Origin of the sequence: Mesorhizobium sp. M0816 (assembly GCF_040320005.1) — a bacterium.
GTDB lineage: Bacteria > Pseudomonadota > Alphaproteobacteria > Rhizobiales > Rhizobiaceae > Mesorhizobium.
In genome coordinates, this window is the sequence record NZ_JAMYOT010000049.1 from 13092 (window position 1) to 28296 (window position 15205).

14 protein-coding genes are annotated in these 15205 nt (G+C 59.3%); 5 read left to right on the forward strand and 9 right to left on the reverse strand.

The features are described from left to right. Positions 1-79: 79 nt before the first annotated feature. Positions 80-1141 (forward strand): ABC transporter permease subunit, encoded by a 1062-nt coding sequence (locus NKI17_RS34375; protein ID WP_023680285.1) that lies wholly within the window; start codon positions 80-82, stop codon positions 1139-1141. Beyond that, entirely contained in the window at positions 1134-1889 is a 756-nt protein-coding gene (locus NKI17_RS34380; protein WP_023680286.1) for an ATP-binding cassette domain-containing protein, read from the forward strand. Before NKI17_RS34375 ends, NKI17_RS34380 begins: the two co-directional genes overlap by 8 nt. 79 nt (positions 1890-1968) lie before the next feature. Here the strand turns inward: NKI17_RS34380 and NKI17_RS34385 are convergent, their stop codons facing one another. The 7 genes from NKI17_RS34385 to NKI17_RS34415 form a co-directional block, all read right to left on the reverse strand. Next, positions 1969-2175, reverse strand: a complete 207-nt coding sequence (locus NKI17_RS34385) for a hypothetical protein (protein ID WP_023680287.1) — start codon at positions 2173-2175, stop codon at positions 1969-1971. Positions 2176-2621: 446 nt separating this feature from the next. Next, on the reverse strand, positions 2622-3467 hold the full coding sequence (locus NKI17_RS34390; protein WP_352524729.1) for a carbohydrate ABC transporter permease: 846 nt from the start codon (positions 3465-3467) through the stop codon (positions 2622-2624). 6 nt (positions 3468-3473) lie between these two features. After that, positions 3474-4412 carry a carbohydrate ABC transporter permease gene (locus NKI17_RS34395; RefSeq protein ID WP_352622030.1) on the reverse strand — a complete coding sequence of 313 codons (939 nt, stop codon included), beginning with the start codon at positions 4410-4412 and terminating at the stop codon, positions 3474-3476. Positions 4413-4510: 98 nt separating this feature from the next. Continuing rightward, positions 4511-5764, reverse strand: a complete 1254-nt coding sequence (locus NKI17_RS34400) for an ABC transporter substrate-binding protein (protein ID WP_023680291.1) — start codon at positions 5762-5764, stop codon at positions 4511-4513. A 625-nt stretch (positions 5765-6389) separates the two neighbouring features. After that, on the reverse strand, positions 6390-7535 hold the full coding sequence (locus tag NKI17_RS34405) for an ABC transporter ATP-binding protein (RefSeq protein ID WP_352457855.1): 1146 nt from the start codon (positions 7533-7535) through the stop codon (positions 6390-6392). A 148-nt stretch (positions 7536-7683) separates the two neighbouring features. Next, positions 7684-8622 (reverse strand): PfkB family carbohydrate kinase, encoded by a 939-nt coding sequence (locus NKI17_RS34410; protein ID WP_352571729.1) that lies wholly within the window; start codon positions 8620-8622, stop codon positions 7684-7686. A 3-nt stretch (positions 8623-8625) separates the two neighbouring features. Beyond that, positions 8626-9426 (reverse strand): beta/alpha barrel domain-containing protein, encoded by an 801-nt coding sequence (locus tag NKI17_RS34415; RefSeq protein WP_352457857.1) that lies wholly within the window; start codon positions 9424-9426, stop codon positions 8626-8628. A 229-nt stretch (positions 9427-9655) separates the two neighbouring features. On the opposite strand from NKI17_RS34415, the gene NKI17_RS34420 reads away from it, so the two are divergent. Then, positions 9656-10417 carry a DeoR/GlpR family DNA-binding transcription regulator gene (locus tag NKI17_RS34420; protein ID WP_352907616.1) on the forward strand — a complete coding sequence of 254 codons (762 nt, stop codon included), beginning with the start codon at positions 9656-9658 and terminating at the stop codon, positions 10415-10417. Between the two features lie 320 nt (positions 10418-10737). Continuing rightward, positions 10738-11760, forward strand: a complete 1023-nt coding sequence (locus NKI17_RS34425; RefSeq protein ID WP_352907617.1) for a LacI family DNA-binding transcriptional regulator — start codon at positions 10738-10740, stop codon at positions 11758-11760. On the opposite strand, the gene NKI17_RS34430 is transcribed toward NKI17_RS34425, so the two are convergent. Both NKI17_RS34430 and NKI17_RS34435 read right to left on the reverse strand, forming a co-directional pair. Further along, the gene (locus tag NKI17_RS34430; protein ID WP_352571731.1) at positions 11741-12715 is read right to left on the reverse strand and encodes an alpha/beta hydrolase; all 975 of its coding nucleotides are present in this window, start codon (positions 12713-12715) and stop codon (positions 11741-11743) included. The two genes, NKI17_RS34425 and NKI17_RS34430, sit on opposite strands and share 20 nt — an antisense overlap. 16 nt (positions 12716-12731) lie before the next feature. Next, on the reverse strand, positions 12732-13880 hold the full coding sequence (locus NKI17_RS34435) for a Gfo/Idh/MocA family protein (RefSeq protein WP_352907618.1): 1149 nt from the start codon (positions 13878-13880) through the stop codon (positions 12732-12734). A 495-nt stretch (positions 13881-14375) separates the two neighbouring features. Here NKI17_RS34435 and NKI17_RS34440 point away from each other — a divergent pair. After that, a partial coding sequence (locus NKI17_RS34440; RefSeq protein ID WP_352907619.1) for a sugar phosphate isomerase/epimerase family protein occupies positions 14376-15205 on the forward strand: 830 nt, incomplete at its 3' end.

Consider the following 15205-nt stretch of genomic DNA (forward strand, 5'->3'; position numbering starts at 1 on the left):
TCCGGCTTGCCGGGAGGAGACCAGCGCCGGGTCTCTGGGACCCTGTTGACGGAGGCCGCGCTGCGGATCGGATGTGTCAATGACTTCAACATCACCAACCGAGCAGAGCGAAACCCATGTCGCCCCTCAGGCCGACCATGGTGATCCGGCCAGGACCTGGCTCGGACGCATCGCCGAAGGGCGCGCCTGGCTGTTTCTCGCCGGCCTGATCATCTGTTTCGAGGTTTGGTCGAGGGCCTCCTTCGGCGCGACCTTCGTGCTCAATCCGTTCAACGTGCAATCCATTGCGATATTTGCCGTGGCGCCGTTGCTGCTTGCGACCGGACAGACATTCGTCATCATTTCGGGAGGCATCGACCTCTCGCTGGGCTTCATCATGGGCCTTGCTGCTGTTGTTGCGGCCCATGCCACGAATCTGGCTGGCGCCGCCATGCCGGTGCCTCTGGCCATGATGGTGGGCATTCTGGCGGCCGTGATCGTCGCGGGAGTCCCTGGCATGATCAACGGCTTGCTGATCTCGCGCCTCAGAATTCCGCCCTTCATCGGCACGCTTGGCATGTTTGGCGTCGCGCGCGGCGCTGCTTTCCTGCTCGCCGGCGGCACGACGGTGCCGGTCCAGAATTCCTGGTTCGCGCTGCTCGGCAACGGCAGGTTCTACGGTGTGCCTTATCTCGTCATCATTGCAGCCGTTTTCGTCGTCGCGATGCACTACATCCTGAGCCAGACCCGGTTCGGCCAGCATAACTACGCCATCGGCGCCAATGTGCAGGCGGCTCGTCGTGCCGGCATCGACATCAGAGGCCATATCCTGCGCCTCTATGTGCTTTCGGCGATGTGCGCAGGCCTCGGTGGCGCCCTCTATGCAGCGCGCTTCACCGCGGGCGCGGCCCAGGCCGGCGAGCCGTTGCTGCTCGACAGCGTCGCAGCCGTCGTGATCGGCGGCGCCAGCCTGTTCGGTGGATCGGGCACGATCTTCGGGACGGTCGCCGGTGCGCTGGTGATCGCGGTCATTCAGTACGGGCTGGTTTTCGTCAATGTCGAGCCGTTCTGGCAGTTCATCGCCGTCGGCGTCGTCATCATCATTTCCGTTCTCATCGACCAGGCGCAGCGCCGGTTCAGTGGAGCCCGTCAGGATGAATAGCCCAGGCCAGACCACCCCCCTCCTGGAAGTCCGGAATCTTTCCAAGCACTTCGGCGCCGTCCGGGCGCTCAACGATTTCTCCATGGTCGTGCGGCCGGGCGAAGTGGTGGCCCTGGCGGGCGACAACGGCGCCGGCAAGACCACGCTGATCAAGGCGATATCGGGCGTCTTTCAGCCGACGGGCGGTGAAATTCTGCTGAGGGGTCAGCCGGTGACATTTGCGACGCCGCATGAGGCGCGCGAAAAAGGCATCGAAACCATCTATCAGGATCTCGCTCTCGCCGACAATTTGTCCATCGGCGCCAATATCTTCCTTGGCCGTGAACCCATGCGCAAGGCCTTCGGTTTCTTGCCGGTGCTCGATCGCAAGGCCATGGCCGTCGCCGCCAAGAAGACCATGGGGCGATTGGACTTCCATGTCAGCCGGCTCGATGCCCCGGTCAGCAATTTCTCCGGCGGTCAACGGCAGGCTGTTGCCATCGGCCGGGCCGTCTATTGGGACGCGCAGATCCTGATCATGGACGAACCGACCGCGGCCCTCGGCGTGCCCGAACAGCGCAAGGTCATTTCGCTCATCCACCAACTCAAGGCCCAGGGCAGGGGCGTAATCTTCATCTCGCACAATTTGCTGGATATTTTCGCCGTGTCCGACCGCATCATCGTGCTGCGGCGCGGCGTCCAGGCCGGCGAGCGCAAGATATCGGAAACCAACCATGACGAAGTCGTCAAGCTGATGGTTGGCGGATAGACCGCGAGCCGGAAAGCGTAGACCCGCCAGCCGGGAGCCAATGCAATCTCCTCGTAGGATCTACCCTAAAAGGGCAGCTTCAGCGCATAATCCCCGTAGTCTGTTTCATGCGATCAATGATCTCCGCCATCAGCGCCAAGTCGCGACGAGAGTCCGCGAGATCGGTCAGAGGTTTGGTGCCGTCCATGATGTGGCGATGGAAGCTTTCGAGCTCATTGGAGAAGGCATCGCCATAGAGCGGCCCGTATGTCCGCGTCACAGGACCGCCGACGCCGGCTTTCGTCACTTCCAGCCGCGCTGATCGATGCCTTGTCCGCGTTTCCGCATGTTTTATAAAAATTTGACACGCGTCAAGATTTAAAATGGTGTGCCGCGGGTTTTGATGTGCTGCATTGCAGCAGACCGGTGTCGAGCGATCGCGGCATCAGATGGCGAAATCGACAAGGCAGGGGATGCCGAGGCCAGGCTAGAAGCCGGCTTGGTCAGCAGTCGGATTCAACTTCCGAGTGCGCCACTCAGGTCGACGGCAGCGGCGTCAGCGCCGGGCCATCGGGGCGAAACAGTTGGGAAACCGCGGGAGAGATGTCGAGCGCTATCAGTCGCCGCCTTCGGCCTGCACGACCCTCGACGTGCAGGATTTGGCATAGCGCTGGCGCTGTCAAAGACCGGACCTTCGGGGCCGGAATGGGTTGATGTGTTCAGCAGCGAACAGCGAACTGGCAGTCAGTTTGCTCAGCTCTTCACCGACCCGGCGGCCAGGCCCGCGAGGAAGTAACGTTGTGCAATCAGATACAGGATCAGAAGCGGGAGTGATCCCAGCACGCTCATCGCCATCATCTCGTTCCATTCGAACGCATGTTGGCCCATAAGCAACTCGATACCGATCGGAACGGTCCGCATGTCCGTCGACTTCGTCAAAGTAAGCGCAAAAAGGAACTCGTTCCACGCCAACAGAAACGTATAGACCGCGGTCGCGACGACGCCGGGGACTGAAAGAGGGATAATCACACGCCATAGCGCTGTCCAACTTGACCCCCCATCGACCAGCACTGCCTCATCGAGTTCCTTTGGCAGGGTATTGAGATAGCCGGTCATCAGAAGGATTGCGTAAGGCAGGGTGAATACCATGTAGGTTAGAATCAGCGCGAAATAGGTGTTGAAAATGCCGAAGGCGACGACCATGCCGAAATAGGGAATCAGAAGCGTGATCGGCGGTACGGTCTGTGTGCTGATGATGAAGACGTTAAGCGTATTCTTAAGCCGGAATGAATAGCGGCTGAAGCCATAGGCCGTCAGAATGGCGATCAGTAACGTCAGAAGGGTTACCACTCCCGCGACCAGATAGCTGTTGAGAAAGAAGCGCACCTTGGTCGGATCATTGAAGATCGAAAGATAGGCCACGTTCGTGAAATGGTCGGGCAGCAGTCTCGGCGGCAGGGCAAAGATCTCGGTGTTCGATTTCAACGAAGTGAAAAACATCCACAGGATTGGAAAGCCTGCAAAGACCAGACCGGCCGCGAGCCCGAGATATGTCAGTACGGTCGGCAAAACGGTGTTTTTGAAGGAGCGCTTTGCCATTGTCGGTCACCTGGCCTTCTGGTGTTTGATGTAGAAGTAAGTCGCGCCCATCGAGATGATCAAGATGAAGATCGCGCTCGCCGAAGCCTGTGAAAATTCGTAACTCGAAAACGCAAGCTTATAGGTATACGTGCTCAGCACCTCGGTCGAATGGATCGGTCCACCGCCCGTTGTCATCCAGACCAGGGGGAAGACTTGCATCGTCCAGATGAAATCCAGCAGGGCGATGCTGATGATGATCGGCATCAGCTGCGGGATCGTGATGTACCGAAACTTTTGGAACTCATTGGCGCCATCGATGCCGGCGGCTTCGTAAAGGTCCTTGGGGATGCCCTGGAGACCGGCGAGCAAGCTGACCATATATAGAGGGTATCCCGCCCAGATGTTCGCAAACGTCAACGCATGGATCGCGGTTTTCGTCGAGGAGAACCACTCGACCTTGAAGTTGACGATATGGAGCGTCATCAAAATGCTGTTGACCACGCCATTGGGATCCAAAAGCAGCCGCCAGATGATCGCGATGATGACTGCCGTAAAGAGCCATGGCAAAATGTAGAGAACACGCAGGATGCTTCTAATCATCGGAGGGACGCGTTGGGTGTTCAGCAATAGGGCGAAGGCCAGGCCGATTAGAAGGTGGAAAATGACGCTCATCACCGTGAAATAGAGGGTCTGCCCGACCGACTGCCAGAAGACTGGATCTGTGAAGATCGTCTCGTAGTTCTGCAACCCTATGAAAGCAGCGTCCTTTTTCATGATTGCGCCGTCCATCAGCGAATAGCGCAGGACCGTGATCATGGGAAACAGCATTAGCAGACAAAACAAAAACGTGGCGGGTGCCACATAAAACAGCGGAGTGAGCCGCTTTCTCGTCTTGTAAGAAAGCATGCCACGCTTGCGCATTTTCGTTCGCGCGACGATCAAACCTTCGTTGGCGAGGCTCATGAGGTACAATCCGCTGGGTCATCGACCGTATGGTCCGGTTCCGATGCAGCGGCAGCGCGATAGATCTTATCGCGCTGCCGAATTGTCTGAAGCAGCGCCTACTTGGCGAAGTCAACCAACCACTGCTTTTGCGTGTTGGCAGCGGCCTCCTTTGCGGTTTGCTGGCCGTCGAACATCTTTTGCACTTCGACGTTCATGTCGCGCATCAGGTCTTCGGCCACCGGCAAGCCCACGAATTCATTGGCCAAGTGACCGCTTTGGAAGATCTTGAAGGCTTCCTCGAACAGCGGGTCCGATTTCGAGAAGTCAGGCTTCGCTTGCACGTTGCCCGGAAAGGCATTTGCGAGCGATACTAGGCGGCCGTTCACTTCCGGGCTCATCAGATATTCAACAAGCTTCCAGGCTTCTGCCTTATGCTCGGTGCTGTTGCTAATGCCGATGCCCCAAGAGGCATAGGGCAGTCCGCGCTTACCCGTATAGCCGTCGACCGCAGGAAGCGCAGAGATACCGAACTTGAGATTGGGGTTACGCTGGCGGATAAGATTGATATGAGCCAGCGAGTCGATCATCATTCCGACACGGCCGTTGACGAACTCTTCGACCTTGTCCTGTTCCTTCTTGGCAAAGATGCCTGGCGATATGACGCCAGCGTCCTGTAGCGACTTGACGTATTCGAGTGTACCGACCACGGCCTCATTTTCCACGTCGGGCTTGCCGTCCTTGAGCATCGATGCTCCGGAAGCCCAGACCCAAGACATCACGTCGTTCTGGATGCCGCCGGGGTTTTGCAGCGATAGCGGCAGCACCCACCCGTACTCATTCTTGTCCGCATTGGTCATCTTCTTCGCGGCAGCGGCGAATTCTGTGCGGTTGGCCGGCATCTTGTCGACACCAGCAGCCTTGGCCAGATCGAGGTTGACGAAGACCGGGTATACGAACGAGGCGAGCGGGAACATGACGCTTTGGCCGTTGACCTTGATGATGTCAGCGATCTGGCTCTGATCATATTTGGCGTCAGCCATCAGGCTGTCCATGGAAGCGATTGCGCCCTGCTTTGCAAGGCCATTGACCCATGCTCCGTCCAGGCCGACGACGTCGCTGAGCGTCCCCGACGCGGCGCCGACTACGATCTGATCATGGGTGGCGGAATAGGGACCGCTGACGAGCGTCACCTTGATACCAGGGTTTTTGGCTTCGAAGTCGTCCATGATGCTACGCAGAGCACCGGCGGGCATTTCCGGCTCCCACCATTGGATGAATTCGAGATTGGTCTCAGCAAAGGCGCAGGTAGCAGACAGTGCCCAGACAGCCACAGCGGACGTGGCCGCAGCAATATATCTTCTGACGTTCATGTTTTCCTCCTAGGAGCGACGTTTGGCTCGATCCTCCCGATCGCGATCAAACTAGGTTCTTTTCCGGGTCTTTGTGTCAATCAAGAACTGCAATCGTGAAAAATGGGTAGGATGCCGGGACGTTATGAATGAATGTAAGCCATTGATTGGTATATGGTTTTCTTAAGTTCTCTGAGGGTAGTTTTTCCCTTGTGCACATTGCTTGTGCCGCTTTCTTTCTCTATTTTCGTAAACAAATGAAAGCCACTCCCCTAAAAAGAAAACAAATGAAAGTCGTATGTTCGAAGAGAAAAAACGCCATTCGGTGGGGTCGCGCGCTCGCGTAGACGTCGCAATTCAGAGGCGTTCAGGCGATCGTTTGGTTGTCGATGACAGGGTGCCGCCGGGCACAAGACGATCTCCACCTCCGGTGGAAAAATCGGCTGTCGCGCGCTGAACCGATGTCGAGCAAAGTCTCACCATTTGCCAACGAAGACGGCCCGAGCTGTGATGGGCGAGCGAGAACTGGTCGGATTGCCCAGGAGAGCGAAGCCAGCGTCTACCGTCACCTACGCAAATGGACCAGAAGACGGAAGCGACATTTGCGCCTCCGTCCCTTTAGCCGGGTCAACCATCGCGGATCACGCTAGATTGTGAGGTGCGTCTGGGGATCGAAGAAGTGCAACTTGGCCGCATCGATCGCCAGATCAATCAACGCGCCCGGCCGGACCGCGCTGACGGCTTCAAACCTCGCTACGACGTTTGCTGCGCCGCTTAGATCTTCAACAGCATCTGGGTCGCCAGAATCGATTCGAACCGCGTCGACCTTCAAATGAACGATAAGCTCGGATCCCAATTCCTCTGTCGTCTTCACGATGGCCGGTAGAGTGGCATGTCGCGATCCCGATTCCAGACTGCTGTCGTAAAGATCCTCGGGGCGTATGCCGAAAATGAGCGTCTTGCCTTCGAAGGCGCTCAGACCAGGGGAGCGCTCAAACGCACTCGTCGGCACCGGTATCGAAAAGGTCGGCAGGTTGATCCTGCCATTGTGCAAACGGCCTTCGAACAGGTTCATCGACGGCGAGCCGATGAAACCCGCGACGAAGGCATTGACTGGTCGATTATACAGCGTCTTTGGCGTGTCGACCTGCTGAAGGACACCGCCTTTCAAGACCGCAACCCGGTCGCCCATGGTCAAGGCTTCGGTCTGATCGTGTGTTACATAAATCGTGGTCACCCCCAGCTGTCTTTGCAGGCTGACAATTTCCGCGCGCATTTGCACGCGCAGCTTGGCATCGAGGTTTGACAAGGGTTCATCCATGAGAAAGGCTGCCGGTTCGCGCACCATCGCGCGCCCCATGGCGACCCTCTGGCGTTGTCCGCCAGACAGCGCGGCCGGCTTACTGTCGAGCAGCGTGTGCAGCTGCAGGGTCTTTGCTATTTCATGGACGCGCTTCGTCCGCTCGGCCTTGCTCTTCCCCGCAAGCTTCATCGAAAAGCCTATGTTGTCGAACACTGTCATATGCGGATAAAGGGCATAGTTCTGAAAGACCATCGCAATATCCCGGTCCTTCGGCGCTAGGTCCTCAACATTCTCTCCACCAATGGTCAGGGTTCCGCTGCTGATCTCCTCCAGCCCCGCGATCATGCGCAAGGCTGTCGATTTTCCGCATCCCGAAGGGCCAACGAGAATGAGGAACTCGCCGTCGTTTATCGTCAGGCTAAGATCCTTAATGGCTTGGAATTTCGTCCCGTAGGTCTTGCAAATTTTGTCCAACACAACGACAGCCACGTCACATCCTCCCTATTGTCAGCGCTACCTAAACATCGAATAGCCTCCGCGCGGCGCGACTGCAGATCGAACCGGCATTGCTATCTGCGCGGTTAACCGCGCGCCTCGGACGTCCCACCAGCAGCGGCAATATCCGAGTGATGAATTCTCAGTCTGGCGACGTAATCGGTATGGGCACAGGTGCATTTTCTTTCGCCATCCACGCGACACAGGCGTTGTGATCCGGCAGAGCCATGCGGCCACCCCGGCCCGTCACTGAGATCGCGGCCGCGGCAGTTGCATAAACAGCGCAGGCGACAGGCTGCTTTCCCTGCGTAAGGGCGAAGGCATAGGCGCCATGAAAACAATCCCCCGCGCCGGTCGTGTCCACTGCCCTGACCTTGTAGGCCGGAACGTGCCACAAAACGACATCGTCCTTTTGCCGGATATAGGCTCCTCGATCGCCTTCGGTTAACACGACCGCGGAGCGGTCATCTGACCACAGCTTGCGCAGGATCGCTGTCGCCTTGGCCTCGCCAGTATAGGTTTGGGCAAATTTCAGAGGCAATACCAGGTGATTTGACAGGCGGATCAATCGTTCGGTCGCAGGTCCGACAGTCCACTCAATATCGGCCACCACCGCCAGACCCAGCTTACGGGCACGAGCAACAATCATGTCGGCGTGCGTGGCGTAACCGTCGATCAGCAGCACCTGGGCTTGCGCAAGGACGCTATCGGCCAGCGCATCGGAGGTCCCGTGCGGCACATCATCATCATAGGCGATGAACCTGTCACCATCGGGCGCGACCGTAATAACCGACCGGATCGGCTTGGCATCGGCACGACGTGGCGCGAAAGATATGTCGACGCCGTGTCGTTCAAGCTCGTGGGCGCCGACATCCGTAAGTGGCTGATCACTCAGCCAGCCGATGAAACCGGCACGCCCCCCCAGCTTGGCGACAGCAACGAGTGCCGTCGCCACATTGCCGCCGTGGTCCTTGGTGCGATTTGTCACCTTCCCTTTGCCAGCACCCAGCGGGCTGTCGACATAGATGATGTCGTCAATCGCCAAGGCTCCGAAGCCCAAAACCTGCAGATTGCCGGTCACAGCTCACGTGCCCGCAGCCGCCAAAGCGTCTTGCGGTGCCATCCCATCGTGAATGACGCACTTGAATGCACGCGCTGCCATCGTGGTGTCACCGTGCCCCCACAGATTGCGCCCCACGACGGCACCCTTCGCACCGGCGCGCAGGGCTTCAGACGTCTGGGTGAGAGCGCCCAGAAGATCCTCGGTCTTCGGACCGCCGGCGATAACGATGGGAACCGGGCAAGTTGCCACGGTTTCCTTGAATGAGTCGAAGTCCCCGGTGTATCCGACCTTGATCACGTCAACACCGGTCTCAAAACCAATCCGCACTGCGTAGGCGATTTCGTCGGGGGTGAAGACGATCTTGCAGCCGTTTGAATAGTCGCGGGGATAAACATGTGCAACGACCGGCATTTCGAAACGAGCAGCCGCGTTGACCGTATCGGTAAGCCAACGAATGTAGTGACCCTCGGTATCGCCCCGCACCGGAATGGCGACCGCCAGCGCATCGGCACCATAGCGCACTGCATCTTCGGGCGTCGCGATCAACTGACTGATCCGATCGTCGGGCGTAAAGCATCCCGCCTGAATGACCAGCGCTGCCTTGCCGGCGTAAGCCGGCCACAAATGACGCGCCGCACCAGGCTGAATGCTGATGTAATCTGGCTCTCCGGCCATCACCCGCTTGAGCGCGCCGGGCAGATCCGCAAGGCCTCCCTCGCGGACGTTGCCGTAACCTACGAAATGGTCGACGGCACCACCGAACAGGTTCCCAGATCGATGCGAGAACAGCCGCGACAAGCGAATTTTAGTTCCAAGGCCCATATCAGTGCAGTCCCTTCGCAATTGTTGATCTGACGTTGAGGACCCTAACTCGAAAGCAAAACAATATTCAATATTTCGATTTCTTTCGTTTCGATATAGGTTGCAACTGCAACGGCTAGCGTTCGCTGCGGTGAGGCGGTATCCCTCGAATTCTCAAACGCAGGCCGGTTTCCTATTCGATTTTCGAAAGGTTGGCGTGCAGCTATCGAACAGCAATTCGGGGTTACACATGCTTGCGGAACAACGGCGACATCAGATCATGCTCACGCTTCAGCGGACCGGCCAGGCGCGTACCAGCCAACTGGCGGAAAATTTCGGCGTCTCCGAGGTGACCATCAGGTCCGACCTGGAAATTCTGGATGCAAAAAAGCAGTTGATCAAAACGCATGGCGGTGCGATCGCCTTGCCCGCTGATTCGCCCGCGGCGGCCTTCGAAGAGCGGATGTCTCGCAATTTCGATGCCAAACGGCGTATCGCGCAGATGGCGGCGCGCCAGATCATAGACAACCAGTCCGTGGTGTTCGACAGCGGCTCGACGTTGCTGCAGGTCGCAATGCAGATGCCCCCGGTCAACAATGTGGTAGTAGCCACAACCGCGATGAACATTGCACAGCATCTGATGTATCGCCCTGGGCTGGACGTGCATATGATAGGAGGTCGGGTCTATCCCTCGACGGTCAGCACGATCGTGTCGGATTTTGACAGGGCTGTGGGCGGCCTTGTGGCCCACCAAGCGTTCCTCAGCGCGCATGCGATCGATCAGTCATTCGATGTCGTCGATGTCTCAGAAGACATTGCGCGCACAAAACGCAATCTGGTTCGTATGGCCAGGCGCGTGATCCTTGTGGCGGATTCAAGCAAATGGGATATTGGCGCCTCATCCAAGGCATTTTCGTTGTCACGTGTCGATCTGATCATCACCGACACCGCTATGCCCTTTGGGATTCGCAGTCGATTGGACAAGCTGGGAGTCGAAGTGCGCTATGTCTAGGTGCCTTCCGGATTGTGGTGCTCAGAATTGGCAGCTCGTCCCATTGGCAACCGAGTCCCTAGGCCCCGACTCGGACGGCCCTCTCGGCCGCGTGCAATTCTGCCTGGCGGCAACCGATATCCGGAGTCAATTAGGCTTGTACTTTTCGCGTTAACTAATAAATTTACGCGTGAAACAAATTCAGCGATACGCGTTGAAACTGCTGAAGCCCTCTGTAAACTTTTGCGTTGCCGTTGCACGGCAGCGCACCGTATGCGGGTGCCCTGGGGCAGCGCTTAGGGCAACCCCGTGATTGGATGTCCAGAACGCGAGGCGTTTGAATGCCGACGACGCACAGGACGATGGATGATTTTGCCCGCTCTTGCGGCGTCTCCAGGCCGACGCTGTCGAAATATTTCGACGATCCGACCAGCGTCAAGCCAGCGACACGGCAGCGTATCGAAGAGGCGCTGCGCTCGTCCGACTACCAGCCCAATCTGTTTGCACGCAACCTGAACCGCAAGCGGACCCGCAGCATCGGCATCATGGTGCCGACAGTGGCCGACCCCTTTTATTCGGAGATGGTCAGCCGCATCGAACTAAGGCTGCGCGACGAAGGCTACTGGCCGATCGTGATCTCCTCGCACGGCTCGCGCGAGCTCGAAGTGGAGGCAACGCGAACCATCCTGTCGCTGAAGGTCTCCGGTGCACTCATCGCGCCGCTCGGCCTGCGCTCGGACCACCGCACGCTGGAGAAGCTGACGCAGGCCATACCGGTGGTCTATTTCGACACCTATCTCGAAGGCGGAACGCCGTTCGTCGGCAACAACAATGCCCAGAGCGTCTCGACCATCGTCGAGTATCTGTGCCGGTCCGGCGACGCCCCGGTCTATTTCGATATCCCGCACGTCAACCACAACTCGCCAGAACGACTGAAAAGCTATATCGCTTCTATGAAGCGGCTCGGGCATGAGCCTGTCGTCATCGGCAACACCGACGACTACACATGGGATTTCGAACGGATCGGCTACGAGCAAATGGAAAAAATGCTCGGCAATGGCGGCCTGTCGGGCAAGACCATTCTGTGCAACAACGACCGTCTCGCCTTCGGCGTGATGGCGGCCGCCTACGCGCAAGGCCTCAAGGTCGGTCGCAAGGCCGATTGCGACCTGCGTGTCGCAGCTCATGACGATCACCCGCTGAGCCGTTACACATGTCCAGGCCTCACCACCATGGCGCAGGACTTCGCCGCCATGGCGGGATATAGCGTCGAGACGCTGCTGGCCCTGCTGAACGAGGATGGAGCGGAGGTTGCCGCCAAGGTCAATCTCGACGCGACGCTGGTCATGCGTCAATCGGCCTGAGCTTTCCATCGAAGCCGCGCCACGCGGCAACCGCCGCGCCGACGGCTTGCCGCGAGGCCGGACCATGGCGGCCCATCGAGACAAAGCCGTGGATCTGGCCAGGCCAGCGCCTCAGCACGACAGGCACGCTGTCATCTTGCAGACGCTTTGCGTAAGCCCCACCCTCGTCAACGAGAATGTCATGACCGGCGATCGCGACAAAGGCTGGTGCTGCGCCGGCAAGGCTGGCGACCTTCAGCGGCGACACGCGCCAGTCGTCGATATCCCCGGCATGGTTGACATAGTGGTCGCGGAACCAGGCCATCGTTGCCGCGGTGAGACCATAGCCCTCAGCAAAACGGCGATAGCTGTCCGCTGTCTGCGAGGCATCCGTGTTCGGATAGAACAGCAATTGCACGGTCGGCGGATTCTTGCTCCCACGCACCATCAGGCACAGCACCGCAGCGAGATTGCCACCGGCGCTGTCGCCGGCGACAGCGATCCGCTCCGCGTCGATGCCGAGATCGTCGGCCGCACTTTGCATGAAGGCAAACGCTGCGCGGCAATCCTCGATGGCGGCCGGGAATTTATGTTCCGGCGCCAGCCGATAGTCGGGACAGACGACCACACAGGCCGCCATGTTGGCAAACCAGCGACAGATCTCGTCATGGGAATCGAGATTGCCGATTACCCAGCCGCCGCCATGCAGATAAAGCAGCGCTGGGGCACTGGCCAAGGCCGCCCGTCGCCCGTGATAGATCCTGAGCGTCAACGGGCCGCTAGGCCCGTCGATGAAGCGTTCGTTCAGTGAGGCGACCGGCTCGCGTTCACCCTGCAGTGTGGGAAAGCTCTCCTCATAGGCGCGCCGCGCCTCTTCAGGCGTGCCGGCCTCGAACGGCCGCGCGGGAGCCTGTCGGCCGAGGTCGAGCACATGCCGGGCTTCCGGATCGAGAAGTGATGAAAGCAACGTAGCCATCGACTGATCCTACGCCTCAGGCAAGCAGGCTCGTCGCCTCGTCCTCGCCAAGAAGCGGCGGCTGGTCGACCGCCCGGTTGACGGCGACGGACTCGCGGCTTTCTCCCGAAGCGAGGATCGCCTCCATGATCTCCAGCACATGCAAAGCGAGATCGCCGGAGGCGCGGGGTTTTCTGCCCGTCGTCAGCGCATGCGACAAATCGGCGACGCCAAGCATGCGGTAGTTGGCGCGGTCGGGCGCGGCGTAAGGCCAGTTGCGCCCCCCGTAGAGCTCGCTCTCGCTATGGAAGTCGGCCCAGTCGGCGCCGCGTTCCGAAAGCGATACGGTGCCGCCGAACGTGTCAGGATCGGGCAGGCGCAGTGAGCCTTCCGTGCCGTGCAGTTCGATAGGGTGATTGGAGTGTCTGAAGACATCCCAGGAGGCTCCGAAGGTGACGGTGGCGCCCGATCGGAACTCCAGCAGCGATAGGATGTTGGTCGGCGTGCCGACCTTGAAACTGGTGTTCCTGTAGGGACCTTCGGCAGTGATAAGGCGCACCTCCTGTCCTTGAGTCGCCATCGCCATCACGCGTGCCACCGGCCCAAGCAGGTTGACCAGCATGGTCAGGTAATAGGGGCCCATGTCGAAGATTGGGCCGGCGCCCGGCTGATAGTAAAATTGCGGATTGGGATGCCAGTGCTCCATGCCGCGCCCCATCATGAAGGCGGTGCCGGTGACGGCGCGGCCGATCGCGCCCTCGTCCATCAGGCGGCGCGCCCGCCGTCCGGCTGCGCCGAGAAAAGTGTCGGGGGCCGAGCCTAGGAGCAGATTGCGCTTCGCCGCCTCGGCGACAAGCCGGCGGCCGTCCCTAGCCGAGGTTGACAGCGGCTTTTCGGTGAAAACATGCTTGCCCGCCGAAAGCGCCGAAAACGAGATGTCGAAATGCGCCGCCGGGACGGTCAGGTTGAGGACAAGGTCGATGTCCGGATCGGCTAGAAGCGTGTCGACGCTGACTGCCCGGATGCCGTATTCGCTGCCGCGCAGTGCCGCCAGTTCGGTGGAAATGTCGGCGCATGCACGCAACTCGAGGCCGCCGAAGAGCGCCGCGTTGCGCAGATAAGTCATCGAGATGTTGCCGCATCCGACAATGCCGATACCGAGCTTAATCTGTGATTTTGCTTGCATTTTCGAGTCTGCCTCCCAACGCGATGACACTTCGGCGGGCCTGCTGAATCGGTCGCGAGCCGCAATCACAGCCCGCTATACAGCACTTTAAATATTGACGCGCGTAAAATTTTTGCAGAACATGCGAAAATGCTGGCGCAACATTGGAGGCCCCAGCCTTCAGGGGAGGAAATGACTGACATGAAAAACGGCCGACCGCCGCTACGAAGCCTGTGGGTCACGTCACCATCGCCGATCGCCGGCAATTTCTCATCGGCGCCGGCATGCTGGGCGCCGCAGCGCTCGACACGGGTCTCGGCATTCGACCGGCGCGGGCGCAATCACGTTCCGAAATCAGCTTGCCAGCGCCGCCTTCTTCGGCAAGGAAACCTTTGGCGACCTAATCAAGGCCTTCAACGAACGGCAGGACCGCAAGGCTAACGCGGGGCGGCATCAAGGAATGAAAGGACGATCGTGAAAGACCTGAAAGTCGGTTGCCAGACCTTTACCTGGGAAATGCTCGGAGAGGGCTTTGCCGGCGGCCCGGACGATCTCTTGAAGGCGATCGCCGATGGCGGCTATGCCGGCATCGAGATCACCGACACGATGATCGGCCGATATGCCGACAAGCCGGCGGAGTTCGCGACCGCGCTCAAGGCGTCAGGCCTGACGCTCGTCTCCTTCGCCTTCGGTTCCAAGAGCGGCTTCACGCTCAAGGAGAAGATCGGCAACGACCTCGAGACCGCGAAGCGATGGATCGACTTCGCTGCTGCCTTTCCGGACACGCTGGTGTCGATGGGCTCGGCGACAGTCGTCTCCGACGGCCCGCGCGACGACAAATTTGCCATCGCCGCGGAGGTCTACAACAAGGCGGGGGAGCTAGGGCGCAAGGCGGGCGTCCAGGTCGCGGTGCATCCGAGTTCGCACCACAACACGCTGCTCTTCGATCGCGCCGACTACGACCGGATCTTTGGGCTGGTCGATCCGTCGCTCGTCGGCTGGGTGCCGGATACCGGCCACATCTTGCGTGGCCATCGGAACATGGCCGATACGCTCACCACCTATCGCGACCGCATCCGCTACGTGCACCTGAAGGATGTCGATGCCAGCGGCACATGGGCGATGCTCGGCAAGGGCGTCTGCGATACCGCGGCGGTGATCGACATCGCCAGTGCAGCGCCACGCTTCAATGGCTGGCTGGTGCTGGAAGAGGAATCCGAGACCGCGGCCCCCGAAACCGCGGCCGCGGGAAAGGACCAACCCCACAACAAGCGCCGGGTAGGGGCCGCAGGGAGAGTACAAGAGAAGCCAGCACAACCGTGCCGCACGGGTGGGGTTGCGGGGCG

Bases quoted from the DNA above. Each gene is read 5' to 3' on its own strand.
- NKI17_RS34375 (WP_023680285.1), top strand. From the start codon at position 80: ATGACTTCAACATCACCAACCGAGCAGAGCGAAACCCATGTCGCCCCT.
- NKI17_RS34380 (WP_023680286.1), top strand. From the start codon at position 1,134: ATGAATAGCCCAGGCCAGACCACCCCCCTCCTGGAAGTCCGGAATCTT.
- NKI17_RS34390 (WP_352524729.1), bottom strand. From the start codon at position 3,467: ATGGCAAAGCGCTCCTTCAAAAACACCGTTTTGCCGACCGTACTGACA.
- NKI17_RS34395 (WP_352622030.1), bottom strand. From the start codon at position 4,412: ATGAGCCTCGCCAACGAAGGTTTGATCGTCGCGCGAACGAAAATGCGC.
- NKI17_RS34400 (WP_023680291.1), bottom strand. From the start codon at position 5,764: ATGAACGTCAGAAGATATATTGCTGCGGCCACGTCCGCTGTGGCTGTC.
- NKI17_RS34415 (WP_352457857.1), bottom strand. From the start codon at position 9,426: ATGGGCCTTGGAACTAAAATTCGCTTGTCGCGGCTGTTCTCGCATCGA.
- NKI17_RS34420 (WP_352907616.1), top strand. From the start codon at position 9,656: ATGCTTGCGGAACAACGGCGACATCAGATCATGCTCACGCTTCAGCGG.
- NKI17_RS34425 (WP_352907617.1), top strand. From the start codon at position 10,738: ATGCCGACGACGCACAGGACGATGGATGATTTTGCCCGCTCTTGCGGC.
- NKI17_RS34430 (WP_352571731.1), bottom strand. From the start codon at position 12,715: ATGGCTACGTTGCTTTCATCACTTCTCGATCCGGAAGCCCGGCATGTG.
- NKI17_RS34435 (WP_352907618.1), bottom strand. From the start codon at position 13,880: ATGCAAGCAAAATCACAGATTAAGCTCGGTATCGGCATTGTCGGATGC.